This is a genomic window from Rothia kristinae NBRC 15354, assembly GCF_001570865.1.
Classification (GTDB): domain Bacteria; phylum Actinomycetota; class Actinomycetes; order Actinomycetales; family Micrococcaceae; genus Rothia; species Rothia kristinae.
Genome location: NZ_BCSM01000003.1, coordinates 184,598 through 197,482, shown reverse-complemented (window position 1 = coordinate 197,482; position 12,885 = coordinate 184,598). Strand labels below are relative to the sequence as shown.

Sequence of the window (12,885 nt, the reverse complement as noted above, 5' to 3'; positions counted from 1 at the left end):
GCCCTTTCCGTCAGCCTCAGCGGGCGGGCCTCAGCGACCCGACGGCGCCGGTGCTACCACTGGCGCACGGCCTGCACGTTGCGCAGGTTGGAGCGGGCCATGGACACGGCCTCGCCCGCGCCGCGGTTGAGCACGATCTTGGACATCGCGGTCGCGAAGCCGAAGATCTGGTCCGAGGAGATCTTCGGCGGCACGGACAGGGACATCGGATCGGTGATGACCTCCACCAGGGCCGGGCCGTCGAAGGACAGCGCCTCCTGGTAGGCCTTCTTCAGCTTCTTCGGGTCCGTCACGCGGATGGCGTGGAAGCCCATCGCCTTGGCGATGTCCGCGTAGTTGGTGTCCGGCACGTCCACGCCGAAGTCGGCCAGGCCGTCCACCAGCATCTCCAGCTTGACCATGCCCAGCGTGGAGTTGTTGAACACCACGACGTTGGTGGGCAGGCGGTAGGTGGCGATGGTGATGAGATCGCCCAGCAGCATGGACAGCCCGCCGTCGCCGGACAGCGAGATGACCTGGCGGCCCGGGTAGGCAAACTGCGCCCCGATGGACTGCGGCATCGCGTTGGCCATGGACCCGTGCAGGTAGGACCCGATCAGCCGGCGCTTGCCGTTGGGGCGGATGTAGCGGGCCGACCACACGTTGCACATGCCGGTGTCCGCGGTGAACACGGCGTCCTCGGCGGCGACCTCATCCAGCACGGAAGCGGCGTACTCGGGGTGGATCGGCTGGTGCTTCTCCACGTTGCGGGTGTACGCGCCGACGGCCTTGTTCATGATCTGGTCGTGCTTCTTCAGCACGCGATCCAGCCACTTGCGGTCCTTCTTGTACTCCACCAGCGGCAGCAAGGCCCGCAGGGTCTCCAGGGCGGAGCCCTCGATCTGCAGGTCCACGTCCGTGCGCCGACCCATGACCGAGGGATCGGTGTCGATCTGGATGGTCGTGGTCTCCGGCAGGAACTGGTCGTACGGGAAGTCCGTGCCGATCATGATCATCAGGTCGGCGTCGTGGATGCCCTCGGCGGCCGCACCGTAGCCCAGCAGGCCGGTCATGCCGACGTCGAGGGGGTTGTCGTACTGGATGAAGTCCTTGCCGCGCAGGGAGTGCCCGACCGGGGCGGCGGCCTTCTCCGCGAGGGAGACGACCTCGTCGTGGGCGCCCTCGATGCCGGCGCCGACGAACAGCGCGACCTTCTTGGCGCGGTTGATGTGGGAGGCCAGCTCCTGGATGGTCTCCTGGTGCGGGACCTTCGGGGCCCGGCGCAGGGTCCCCAGCACCGGGGCCTCGGTGGCGGTGTCCTCATCGGCGATGTCGCCCGGGATGGTCACCACGGCCACCCCGGAGTCGCCGACGGCGTGGCGGATCGCCGAGGCGACCACGCGCGGGGACTGCTCGGGGGAGAGCACCATCTCGTTGTAGACGGAGCACTCCTCGAAGATCTGCTGCGGGCGGGTCTCCTGGAAGTACCCCTGCCCGATCTGCTTGCTCGGGATGTGCGAGGCGATCGCAAGCACCGGGGCCTGGGAGCGGTTGGCGTCGTACAGGCCGTTGATCAGGTGCATATTGCCCGGGCCACAGGAACCGGCGCACACGGCGAGCTCCCCGGTCAGCTGGGCGTCCGCGCTTGCGGCGAAGGCGGCGGCCTCCTCGTGGCGCACATGCACCCAGTCGATCCCGCCCTTCTTGGAGCCGCCGGTGGCGCGCACGGCGTCGACGATGGGGTTCAGGGAGTCTCCGACGATCCCGTAGATGCGGTGAACGCCGGCCTCGACCAGCTGGTTCACGATCTGTTCTGCAAGCTTCACGATGCCTCGATCTCTCTTCTCGCTTCTCACGGGGATGGGTGGCCTCCTGCAGGCACAGGGGCACCCACGCAGCCCGGTGATGCCGTCTATGACAACACCGCTGCATCGAACCAATATTCCAGAACGCCCCTCCCGGTGGAAGAGGCCATACCCCCTTGTGAGCGATGTCGCGGCCGCCTCCTCGGGTGGGCGCACGCCCCGGCGTCGATCGGCGCGGGGAACGCGCACGCGACGCCGGGGCGTGGGTGGGACGCGGCGGGCGGGACGGCTAGCGCCGGCCCAGCATCCGGGTCACGTCCAGGGCCTCGTCCAGCTGCTGCTCGGTGACCTCGCCGCGCTCGACGTAGCCCAGCTGCTCCACGGCCTCGCGCACGGTGGTCTTGTGGGCCACGGCGTGCTTGGCGATCTTCGCGGCCGCCTCGTAGCCGATGAGTTTGTTCATCGGGGTCACGGTGGACGGGGAGGCCTCGGCCAGGAAGCGGGCCCGCTCCTCGTTGGCCTCCAGCCCGTCCACCATCTTCTCCGCCATGACCCGGGAGGAGTTGGCCAGCAGCCGGATGGACTCCAGCAGGTTCTTGGCCATCACGGGGATGCCGACGTTGAGCTCGAAGGCGCCGTTGGTGGAGGACAGGGCGATCGTGGTGTCATTGCCGATGACTTGGGCGGCCACCTGGATCACGGCCTCGCAGATCACCGGGTTGACCTTGCCCGGCATGATCGAGGAGCCCGGCTGCAGGTCCGGGATGTGCAGCTCGCCCAGGCCCGTGTTCGGCCCGGAGCCCATCCAGCGGATGTCGTTGCAGATCTTCATCAGCGAGTATGCGATGTTCCGCAGCTGCCCGGAGGCCTCGATCAGCCCGTCCCGGTTGGCCTGGGCCTCGAAGTGGTTGCGGGCCTCGGTCAGGGGCAGACCGGTCTCCTCCGCCAGCAGCTCGATGACGCGGGCGGAGAAGCCGTCCGGGGTGTTGATCCCGGTGCCCACGGCCGTCCCGCCCAGGGGGACCTCGGCCACCCGCGGCAGCGAGGCTTCGATGCGCTCGATGCCGTAGCGGACCTGGGCGGCGTAGCCGGAGAACTCCTGCCCCAGGGTCACGGGGGTGGCGTCCATCAGGTGGGTGCGCCCGGACTTCACCACGTCCGCGAACTGCTCGGCCTTCGCCTCCAAGGAGGAGGCCAGGGTGTCCAGGGCCGGGATGAGGTCCTTGATCAGCGCGCCGGTCACGGCCACGTGCACGGAGGTGGGGAAGACGTCGTTGGAGGACTGGGAGGCGTTGACGTGGTCGTTGGGGTGCACCTCGATGCCCTGATCCTCCAGGGCCCGGGTGGCCAGGGTCGCCAGCACCTCGTTGGCGTTCATGTTCGAGGAGGTCCCGGAGCCGGTCTGGAACACGTCGATCGGGAAGTGCTCGTCGTAGGTGTGGGCGGCGACGGCGTCAGCGGCGTCGCGGATGGCCCGGGCCCGGTCCGCGTCCAGGACTCCCAGCTCCTCGTTGGCCTGGGCGGCGGCCTTCTTGACCAGGGCCAGGGCCGCGATGTGGGCGGATTCCAGCGTGGAGCCGGAGATCGGGAAGTTCTGCACGGCGCGCTGGGTCTGGGCCCGGTACAGGGCGTCCTTGGGGACCTGGACCTCGCCCATCGTGTCGTGCTCGATGCGGTATTCGGTGGTGTCGCTCATACGCACCATCCTATGCCGCGACCCGGTCCATGACGTGGTCCGGCCCACCTTCGACGGGCCCGGACCGGATCAGTCCTCGGCCAGCTCCTGGGAGGACCACACCAGCTCGGCCCGGCCGTCGCGCAGGTTGTAGAACACCCCGACGACGGCGGTGCGACCCTCGCGCACCGCGGCGTCGATGATCTTGGACTGGTCCAGCACCCGCTGGGCCGTCTGCCGGGTGTTGGTGCGCACCATGTCGTTGATGGTGGGGGTCTCGCCCTGGGCCTCGCGGTGGGTCTCCACCACGGCGGGCAGGATCCCCTCGACCAGGTCCCGCACGAAGCCGCCGGGCATCTGCCCGGAGTCGTAGGAGCCGGAGGCGGCGGTGACCGCGCCGCAGGAGTCGTGGCCCAGGACCACGATCAGCGGCACGTCCAGATCCGTCACCGAGTACTCCAGGGAGCCCAGTGCGGCGTTGCCCACGACCTGCCCGGCCGTGCGCACCACGAAGGTGTCGCCCAGCCCGAGGTCGAAGATGATCTCCGCGGCCAGCCGGGAGTCCGAGCACCCGAAGATCACGGCGAAGGGGTGCTGCCCGTCGGTCAGGGACTCCCGGCGCGCGGCGTCCTGGTTGGGGTGCTCGGAGGCGCCGGCGACGAAGCGGGCGTTGCCCGCGCGCAGACGCTGCAAGGCTTCGGCGGGGGTGGGACGGGTGCTGGTGCTCATGGGTCCTCGGATCTGTTCTCGTGGGTCGTCTGCGATGGGCCGCGCGGGATCCGCGCGGGGGTCGATGGGGTGTGTGGAACGGGGTCGGTCGGTGAGGGGTCAGGGGGCGGCGGAGGCGCTGGCCGACGCCGCAGCCCCCGCGCCGTCCGCCGCGCGGGCCAGGCGGGAGAGCAGATCCTTCAGCTCCTCATCCCGGGAGTCCCCGGTGACCACCACCGTGGTCCCCGCCAGCCGCCCGACCGCTGAGACGGTGGTCTCCCCGGTCTTGCGGTCCGTGCTGGAGTGGCGGCGCCACTGGATGCCCTCGACATCCACGGTCCCGGTCTGCGGGGCCCGGTCGATCCGCTCGGCCGTCCAGGTGGGATCGGCGCGGTCGGTCTGGGCGAGCGTCAGGAAGCCGCCGGAGGCAGTGACCGCCCCGAACTCCCAGTACGGCACCTCCTGGTCATCGGCGGGGTGCCAGCGGGCGAAGTTCGCGTGCCAGTCCGCGGGCAGCTCGGGGGCCAAGACGTCGAAGCCGGCATCGGTGCGGGCCTGCTGGGCGGTCTGCACCAGGTCCACCTGGGGGCGGTAGGTCTGGTTGTCCGGGCGCGGCTGCAGCCACACGAACGGCAGGGTGATGCCCAGCAGGGCGATCACGGAGATCACCATCGCCCCGACCGGGGTGTTCAGCCGCCGCGCCTGCTTCTCGGTGATCTGCGGGACCACCGGCTCATCCCGCTCGCTCCGGTCCCGGGCCTGCTCGTTCTCCTCCACGTCCCCCATTGTGCCCCACCCGCGGGCGCGCTCCGTCCGGCCGGGGCGCGTGCCCGGCGGGGCAGGCGGTGCCCACTATGCTGGAGAGCACAGCCAGAGGGGCCCGCTCGCGGGCGCCGAACTCAAGGACGAGGAAACAGCACCGTGTCTGCAGTACAGGATGAGAACAACAACCAAGCCGACCGCAACCTGGCCCTGGAGCTGGTGCGGGTGACTGAAGCCGCAGCCATCGCCGGCGGGCACTGGGTCGGGGCGGGGGATAAGAACTCCGCGGACGGGGCCGCGGTGGATGCGATGCGCAGCATGCTCTCCACCGTCAGCTTCAACGGCACCGTCGTCATCGGCGAGGGGGAGAAGGACGAGGCCCCCATGCTGTACAACGGCGAGTCCCTGGGCGACGGCGACGGCCCGGCCCTGGACGTGGCCGTGGACCCCATCGACGGCACCCGCCTGACCGCCCTGGGCATGAACAACGCGCTCGCGGTGATCGCGGTGGCCGACGGCGGGTCGATGTTCGACCCCTCCGCCGTGTTCTACATGGAGAAGCTCGTGACCGGCCCGGACGCGGCCGACATGGTGGACCTGCGCCTGCCGATCAAGCAGAACCTGCACCTGGTGGCCAAGGCCAAGGGGAAGAAGGTCAACCAGCTCACCGTGTGCATCCTGGATCGCCCGCGCCACGCCCAGCTGGTCGAGGAGGTGCGGGCCACCGGCGCCCGCACCCGCATGATCCTGGACGGGGATGTGGCCGGGGCGATCGCCGCCTGCCGCGAGAACACCGGGGTGGATGTGATGCTGGGCACCGGCGGCACCCCCGAGGGGATCGTGGCCGCGTGCGCGATCAAGGCCACCGGCGGGATCATCCAGGGGCGCCTGGCCCCCACCGACGATGACGAGAAGCAGAAGGCCATCGACGCCGGGCTGGACCTGGAGGCCGTGATGACCACGGATGAGCTGGTGACCAGTGACAACTGCTTCTTCGCCGCCACCGGGATCACCGACGGGGATCTGCTGCGCGGGGTCCGCTACTCCGGGCCCACCATCACCTCCCAGTCCATCGTCATGCGCTCCAAGTCCGGGACCGTGCGCATGGTCGAAGCCGAGCACCAGGCGGCCAAGTGGGAGCGGTACGCCCGCGGCTGATCCGGGGACGGGCGCGGCGTCGGGGTAGGATTCCCTGACGGCGCGCCGCCGCGGCTCCCGCGGATGCCCGACGGGCGGCGCTGTCGGAGACCGACGTCGTCGATGACCACCGTGGGGCGCGGTGGGGATGGGGGAGCCCATGAACGCTGCCGAGGCCCAGGAATCCGCCGTGCGCGCGGACGTGCGCGATCTGCGCACGCTCTTCGCGCTGATCCCGTGGCGGATGCGCCCGCGCATCCTCGGCATGGTCCTGGTGGCCTTCGCCTCCTCCCTGCTGGACATCCTCGCGGTGGCGACGATGGTGCCGCTGACCCAGATGCTCACCGCCCACGGGGAGGTCCCCCCGGTGGTCCAGGAGCACCTGGCGCCCCTGGTGGGCACCGAGGATCGGCAGCGGCTGCTGCTGATCCTCGCGCTGCTGGTCGGGCTGGCCTTCCTCGTCAAGAACGCCGCGCTGATCGGGATCCGCTGGTGGTCCATCGGCGTGGTGCAGCGGGCGTCCTCCTCGGTGCAGGCCGAGATGCTGGACCGGTACCTGCAGGCCACGTATGAGGCCCACCGGCACCGCTCCAAGGCCGCGATCCTGAACAACATCAACACCGGCGTGCCCCAGGCGTTCAACAGCGTCCTGCTGGGCTACATCTCGATCCTGGTGGACGCGGCGACCATCGTCCTGCTCATGGGCACCCTGCTGGTGCTCTCCCCGGTCGGGTTCATCGCCGCCCTGGTGCTGTTCGGCGGGGCCGCGCTGCTGCTGGCCCGGGTGGTCCGGCCCTTCGCCCTGCGCTACGCGCACCGGCTGTTCGAGCTGAGCAAGGACGGCTTCGCCCTGCTCTCCCCGGCCATCGAGGGCTTCCGGGAGACCCGGATCTTCGGGCGGGAGGGGCTGTTCGCGGACGGGTTCCGCCGCAACCGCTCGGACAACGCCCACTACGCCCAGCCCCAGCAGTTCTTCGCGGAGCTGCCGCGGTACCTGCTGGAGGTCGTGATGATCTTCGGCATCCTCGTCATCGCGCTGGTGCTGTTCGCGACCACGGACCAGATGACGGCCTTCGGCCTGCTGGCGGCCTTCGCGGCCGCGGCCATGCGCATCGTGCCGGCCCTGAACCGGGTGGTCGGCACACTCAACGGCGTCCGGTCGGGGCAGCCCTCCCTGCGCACCGTCGCCGCCGAGGTGCGGGGCCTGCAGGCCGAGGCCGACGCCGATCCCTCCCATGCGGAGCAGCCGGTGCAGATCCCCCGGGCCTCCCTGGAGGTGCGGGACCTGGGCTTCCGGTACGCCGACGCCGACCGGGACGTGCTCACCGGGGTGGACGTGAGCATCCCGGTGGGCCGCACGGTCGCACTCGTCGGCTCCTCCGGGGCCGGCAAGACCACGTTCGCGGACCTGCTGGCCGGGCTCTACGTCCCCACCAGCGGCAGCGTCACGGTCGGCGGGGTGGATATCTCCGCGCATCCCCGGGCATGGCGCCGCCGGGTCGCGATGGTCTCCCAGAAGGTCTTCCTGTGGGATGTGCCCCTGCGGGACCTGATCACCTTCGGGCAGCCGGAGGATCAGGTGGACCAGGAGCTGCTGGCCCGGGTCCTGCGCCAGGCGCGCCTGGAGGAGCTGGTGGCGCAGCTGCCGGACGGGCTGGACACCCTCGTGGGCGACGCCGGGGCGCGCCTGTCCGGCGGGCAGACCCAGCGGGTGGGCATCGCCCGGGCGCTGTACTCCCAGCCCGAGGTGCTCATCCTGGACGAGGCGACCTCCGCCCTGGACAACGAGACCGAGCACGAGATCACCCGCACCATCGAGGCCCTGCACGGGAAGATCACCGTGATCGTGATCGCCCACCGGCTCTCCACGGTGCGCAACGCGGACGAGATCCTGTTCTTCTCCCGCGGGCGCCTGCGCTCGCGCGGAACCATGGCGCAGCTGCGCGAGACCGAGCCGGAGTTCGCCCGCCTGGTGGAGCTGGGCCGACTGGACTGAGCGCCCGGTCGCGATCCGCCCGACGCCGCCCGGCCCGGGCCGACGTCGGGCGGGGTGCCGCAGGTTCAGCGGCGCAGGCGCCCCACCAGTCCGCGGACCTTCTGTTCGGCGGTTCCCGCCAGGCGGCGGGCCGCGGGCAGGCCCTTCTCCTTGGCGGCCTCCTTGGCGGCGTAGACCGAGCGGAACGCGGCGTAGGCGACGGTCGAGACCGGCAGGTCCCAGGTGCCCGGGTAGGTCACCGGGTAGCCGCCGTAGGACTTCTTGAACTTGGTGAACCCGGCCCACTCGTGATCCGGCTGGCCCTCCGGGGCGATGCCGAACATATCGAAGCGCCGCAGCCCGGCCTCCTTGGCATCCAGCATCATCCGGGTGACCAGGGGGTTGTTCGCGGACAGGCGCCGGTGGGCATAATCCATGCTCGCGTGGGCGTAGGTGCGGGTGTCCGCGGAGTCGTAGACGAAGGCCGCGCCGATGGGCTCTCCGTGCAGCTCGGCCACGTACAGCGCGGCGTCGCCCTGGGGCATCAGCGAGCGGGCCGCCTGGGTGAGGTAGTCATCCTTCTGCCGGTTGAACCCCACCCGCTCGGCGGTCTGGTTCAGGTAGCGCAGCAGGATCCCGATCTCCTCGGGGTCCCGCGAGGCGCGGAAGCTCACGCCCTTCTTGTGGATGTTCCGGTGCAGGTTCCGGTTGGTCGCGTTCATGCCCTTCAGCAGCGCGTCCTCGTCCTGGGTCAGATCCACCATCCAGGTGTGGGACGGCTGGATCTGGCGGGGGGAGAAGCGCAGGCCGCGGGCTCGCAGGTCCGCCTCCGGGTCCGTGCCCTCGGCGAAGGAGCGGGGGTCGCTGGGCTCGACGCGCACAAACAGGCAGCGGTGGGCCCGGGCCAGCTCCTTCAGCTCGGCCAGGGCGCGGGTCAGCGCCTCGGGGGAGTCCGCCTCCGGGCCGTAGGGGCAGTACAGGTAGCGCCCCGCGCGCCCGCCCTCCACGGTGGCCAGGTAGGAGTATCCCTCCCCGGCCCCGCGCAGCACCTCGTGGCCGAGGTCGGACTGGAACCGGGCCCAGGCATCGGATTGCAGGAAATTCGTCATGGTCTCCACTGTAGGACGTGGCCGGCAGGGCACCGGCGGGGCGTGGTTGGGTGGGGTCGGGGCAGCTGGCGGACGGGTCAGGCTCAGGGCACCGAGCAGGTGCCGTTGGGGCCCAGCTCGGCGACGGTGCTCACCGCGGGGCCGTCCTGGGCCTGGACAGAGCCGGCGCCGGGCAGCAGGGACAGGGTGGCCAGCAGGGCGGCGGGGCGCACCGCGGAGACCACCCCGGCCGGGCCCGCGGCCTGGGCGTCGTCGGCGGCCGGGGTAGGGGTCTTCCCCTCCGCCGACCCCTCGATGACCTGGGCGACCCCGGCGCGGAAGGCGTCGTAGTCCGGGTAGGTGGGGAACATGTCATCCCAGTACGGCGGGCCGGCCCCATACTGGATCAGCTCGTGGTCCTTGGCCTTCAGCCCCAGGTCCGCGAACTCCCCGAGCTGGGCCTCCGGGATGTCCGTCTCCACGATCTGCTGGCCGGCGTCCGTGATCGAGCGGAACTTGGTCAGCACGTTCGCGGGATCCAGCTGCGCGAGCATCGCCGACTGCACGCAGCGCTGACGCGCCTCCCGCTCGAAGTCGCTGGCCCCCTCCCGGGAGCGGGCGTACCAGAGGGCGTGGAAGCCGTCCAGGTGCTGGCGGCCGGGCTCGATCCACCCGTCGATGGGGTTCTTCTCCCCGGTGATCTCGTTCGTCCCGCCGCCGATCGGCACCCGGCCGCCGACGTCGAGCTCGATGCCGCCCAGCGCGTCCACCAGGTCCGCGAAGCCGTCCATGTCCACCAGAGCGTAGCCCTGGATCGAAAGACCCGTGATGCCCTCGGCGGCGTCCTTCATGGCCTCGGCCCCGGGATCCGCGGCGTCCGGGTAGAGGTCCGCGTGCTCCTGGGCGACCTGCGGGTACAGGGCGTTGAGGATGCACTCGTCCCCGCAGTCGAAGCCCTCGGGCCAGACCTGCCACAGCGGCGAGCCCTGCGCGAAGGGGGCGTTCTGCAGGTTGCGCGGCAGGGAGATGGTCACGGCCTGGCCGGTCTTCGCGTCGATGCTGAACACCGTCATGGAATCCGGGCGGCGCCCCACCCGGTCCGCCCCGGCGTCCCCGCCCATCAGCAGGATGTTGTACCGGCCGTCCGCGGCCTCGAAGCCGGAGCCGCCGGAGAACACGTTGCCCAGGGCGCCGCGGCCCACTCCCACGAGATAGGCGGAGTAGCCGAGGGTGCCGGCGGTGACCAGCATCAGGCCCGCGCAGCCCAGGGCCACCATCGGCCGCATGCCCCGGGCCAGCAGAGCGGGCCGGATCAGGCGCAGCGCGTCGAGGAAGAGCAGGGCCCAGCCGAGAGCCAGCACCGCGAGCACGACGATCAGCACCAGGGACGTGAACCGGCCGGTGACCAGGGAGAACAGCCAGGACCGGTGCACCGCCAGCAGGATCAGGGCCGCGATGAGGCAGGCCCAGACGGTCAGGGTCACACCCAGGGCGCGCCGCCCCAGGCGGCGGTTGCCGATCAGCAGCTGGACGGAGCCGGGCAGGACGGCGGTGAGCAGCAGCAGCAGCCACGCCCGCTTGGTGCGGGTGAGAGCCCCGGACGCCTCCGGGTGGCGCAGAGGGTCCGTGCGGTGCGCCGGTCCCGGCCGGTGCCCCTCCGGGCGCGCGCCCGTGATCTCATCGGTCCCGCGGGGGCGTTCGGCTCCGGCGGCGGGGTCGCGGGGGTTCTCGGACGGGGTGGAGGGGGGCATCGGGGAGTACCTGCCGGTCGGGGAAGGGCGGGCGGTGGTCGGCGCCCGCCCCGGCGGATCGACGACGTCGCGGGGTCCGACCGAGGTGGGCGGGAACGGGGATCTACGGAGCGTAGGGGCCGGGCTGGGCGGGATCGTCGGCGTCGGGGGCCTGGGAGCGGGGTGCCGGGCGGTGGGCCTCGGTCTCCTCCTCCGGGCCGCGGCGGGACTCCAGCCGGCGGGTCAGGGCCGCGCCCTTGTCCTGGGCGGACTGGCGCAGATTCCGGGCGAACTCGCGCAGATCGCCGCGGATCTCCGCGGCGGCGGCCGGATCCTGGCCGGCCCCGAGGATGCGCGCGGCCAGCAGCCCGGCGTTGCGCGCCCCGTTGACCGAGACCGTGGCGACGGGCACCCCGGCCGGCATCTGCACGATGGACAGCAGGGAGTCCAGCCCCTCCAGCGTCTTCAGCTGCACGGGCACCCCGATGACGGGCAGGGCCGTGACCGAGGCGAGCATGCCGGGCAGGTGGGCGGCACCCCCGGCCCCGGCGATGATGACGCGCAGCCCGCGCTGCTCGGCCTCCTGGCCGTAGGCCAGCATGTCCTGGGGCATCCGGTGGGCGGAGACCACCCGGGCCTCGTAGGCGATGCCGAACTCCTCGAGAGCCTCGGCGGCGGCCTCCATGACCGGCCAGTCCGAGTCCGAACCCATGACGACGCCGACCAGCGGCGCGTTCTGCGAGGCGGGGGTGCTCATGATGTGCTCCTGGTGTGCTGTGGTGCTGGTGGGCTGGGGCTTATCGGCGGGCTGGGGCTCAGCGGTCGGTCGGGTCTGTCGCGGCCGGGTCGGCGGCGGGACCGTCCCGCAGGATCGCGGCCGCCTCCCGGGCCGCCCGGCGCACCTGCGCCAGCTCGGCGGCCGGGCCACTGAGGTTGACGTGCCCGACCTTCCGGCCCGGGCGCACCGCCTTGCCGTACAGGTGCACCTTGGCCTCGGGATGCGCGGCCATCGCCGCGGGGCACGCCCCGGCCAGGTCCTCGTTGGCCCCGCCGAGCACGTTCTTCATCACGGTGACCCCGGCCACCGGGGCGGTGGAGCCCAGCGGCAGATCCAGCACGGCGCGCAGGTGCTGCTCGAATTGGCTGGTCACCGCCCCGTCCTGGGTCCAGTGTCCGGAGTTGTGCGGGCGCATGGCCAGCTCGTTGACCAGCACCCCGCCCTCGCGCCCGGGCACCTCGAACAGCTCCGCGGCCATCACGCCGCTGACCCCGAGCTCCTCGGCCAGGCGCAGCGCGATCCGCTGGGCGGCCGCCGCGACCTGCGGGTCCAACCCCGGGGCGGGGGCGGTGACCTCGTCGCACACGGAGTCGGTCTGCACGGACTCGACGACGTCCCAGGCGCGCACCTCGCCGCTGGGGCGCCGGGCGACCAGGGCGGACAGCTCCCGGGTGAAGGGCACCTTCTCCTCGACCAGCAGCCCGCTCCAGCCCTTCTGCGGGATGGCCTCGAACCATGCGCGCACCGGGGCGGAGCCCACGGCGTCCTCGGCCACGAGCATCACGCCCTTGCCGTCGTATCCGCCGCGCGGGGTCTTCAGAACCACGGGCCAGCCGACCTCCCGCCCGAAGGCGAGCAGCTGATCGGCGTCGGCCACCGCCGCCCACCGGGGGTTGGGCAGGCCCAGGCGGTCCACGGCCTCGCGCATGCGGATCTTGTCCTGGGCGTGCACCAGGGCCTGCGGGCCCGGCCGCACGGCGACCCCCTCCTCCTCGAGGACCCGCAGGTGCTCGGTGGGCACGTGCTCGTGGTCGAAGGTCACGACGTCCACCCGGCGGGCGAACTCCCGCAGGGTGGGCAGGTCGGTGTGGTCCCCGACGGGGGCGTGGGGGATGACGGCGGCGGCGCAGGATTCGGGGGATTCGGCCAGCACGCGCAGCTCGATGCCCAGCTCGGAGGCCTCCGGGGACATCATGCGGGCCAGCTGCCCTCCGCCGATCACGCCGATCACGGGTGCGGTCACAGGTA

Annotated in this window: 10 protein-coding genes; 2 read left to right on the top strand and 8 right to left on the bottom strand. The window is 71.8% G+C overall.

What is annotated here, in order from left to right; all coding sequences use genetic code 11:
* Positions 1-53: 53 nt before the first annotated feature.
* The 4 genes from KKR01S_RS03305 to KKR01S_RS03290 form a co-directional block, all read right to left on the bottom strand.
* Entirely contained in the window at positions 54-1,805 is a 1,752-nt protein-coding gene (locus KKR01S_RS03305; RefSeq protein ID WP_058730209.1) for a pyruvate dehydrogenase, read from the bottom strand.
* A gap of 268 nt (positions 1,806-2,073) precedes the next feature.
* On the bottom strand, positions 2,074-3,480 hold the full coding sequence (locus KKR01S_RS03300) for a class II fumarate hydratase (RefSeq protein WP_055684313.1): 1,407 nt from the start codon (positions 3,478-3,480) through the stop codon (positions 2,074-2,076).
* Positions 3,481-3,549: 69 nt separating this feature from the next.
* Positions 3,550-4,188, bottom strand: a complete 639-nt coding sequence (locus tag KKR01S_RS03295; protein ID WP_058730208.1) for a carbonic anhydrase — start codon at positions 4,186-4,188, stop codon at positions 3,550-3,552.
* Positions 4,189-4,287: 99 nt separating this feature from the next.
* Entirely contained in the window at positions 4,288-4,944 is a 657-nt protein-coding gene (locus tag KKR01S_RS03290) for a DUF4245 domain-containing protein (protein ID WP_165590116.1), read from the bottom strand.
* Positions 4,945-5,088: 144 nt separating this feature from the next.
* Between KKR01S_RS03290 and glpX the strand changes: the two genes are divergently transcribed.
* Together glpX and KKR01S_RS03280 are read left to right on the top strand one after the other, a co-directional pair.
* On the top strand, positions 5,089-6,087 hold the full coding sequence (glpX, locus tag KKR01S_RS03285; RefSeq protein ID WP_055684316.1) for a class II fructose-bisphosphatase: 999 nt from the start codon (positions 5,089-5,091) through the stop codon (positions 6,085-6,087).
* 139 nt (positions 6,088-6,226) lie between these two features.
* Positions 6,227-8,062 (top strand): ABC transporter ATP-binding protein, encoded by a 1,836-nt coding sequence (locus tag KKR01S_RS03280; RefSeq protein ID WP_061225283.1) that lies wholly within the window; start codon positions 6,227-6,229, stop codon positions 8,060-8,062.
* 65 nt (positions 8,063-8,127) lie between these two features.
* On the opposite strand, the gene KKR01S_RS03275 is transcribed toward KKR01S_RS03280, so the two are convergent.
* The 4 genes from KKR01S_RS03275 to KKR01S_RS03260 all read right to left on the bottom strand — a co-directional run bounded on the left by KKR01S_RS03275 (position 8,128) and on the right by KKR01S_RS03260 (position 12,832).
* A complete protein-coding gene (locus KKR01S_RS03275) occupies positions 8,128-9,150 on the bottom strand; it encodes a lipid II:glycine glycyltransferase FemX (RefSeq protein WP_058730205.1) in 1,023 nt (340 codons plus the stop codon).
* 83 nt (positions 9,151-9,233) lie between these two features.
* Positions 9,234-10,880, bottom strand: a complete 1,647-nt coding sequence (locus tag KKR01S_RS03270; RefSeq protein ID WP_081101514.1) for an LCP family protein — start codon at positions 10,878-10,880, stop codon at positions 9,234-9,236.
* 103 nt (positions 10,881-10,983) lie between these two features.
* Positions 10,984-11,616 (bottom strand): 5-(carboxyamino)imidazole ribonucleotide mutase, encoded by a 633-nt coding sequence (gene purE, locus KKR01S_RS03265; RefSeq protein ID WP_055684319.1) that lies wholly within the window; start codon positions 11,614-11,616, stop codon positions 10,984-10,986.
* Between the two features lie 58 nt (positions 11,617-11,674).
* Positions 11,675-12,832, bottom strand: a complete 1,158-nt coding sequence (locus KKR01S_RS03260; RefSeq protein WP_231377259.1) for a 5-(carboxyamino)imidazole ribonucleotide synthase — start codon at positions 12,830-12,832, stop codon at positions 11,675-11,677.
* Between the last annotated feature and the right edge of the window lie 53 nt (positions 12,833-12,885).

Coding starts and splice junctions, on each gene's coding strand:
- KKR01S_RS03260 (WP_231377259.1), bottom strand. CDS start 12,832: ATGATGTCCCCGGAGGCCTCCGAGCTGGGCATCGAGCTGCGCGTGCTG.
- KKR01S_RS03280 (WP_061225283.1), top strand. CDS start 6,227: ATGAACGCTGCCGAGGCCCAGGAATCCGCCGTGCGCGCGGACGTGCGC.
- KKR01S_RS03300 (WP_055684313.1), bottom strand. CDS start 3,480: ATGAGCGACACCACCGAATACCGCATCGAGCACGACACGATGGGCGAG.
- purE (WP_055684319.1), bottom strand. CDS start 11,616: ATGAGCACCCCCGCCTCGCAGAACGCGCCGCTGGTCGGCGTCGTCATG.
- KKR01S_RS03275 (WP_058730205.1), bottom strand. CDS start 9,150: ATGACGAATTTCCTGCAATCCGATGCCTGGGCCCGGTTCCAGTCCGAC.
- KKR01S_RS03270 (WP_081101514.1), bottom strand. CDS start 10,880: ATGCCCCCCTCCACCCCGTCCGAGAACCCCCGCGACCCCGCCGCCGGA.
- KKR01S_RS03295 (WP_058730208.1), bottom strand. CDS start 4,188: ATGAGCACCAGCACCCGTCCCACCCCCGCCGAAGCCTTGCAGCGTCTG.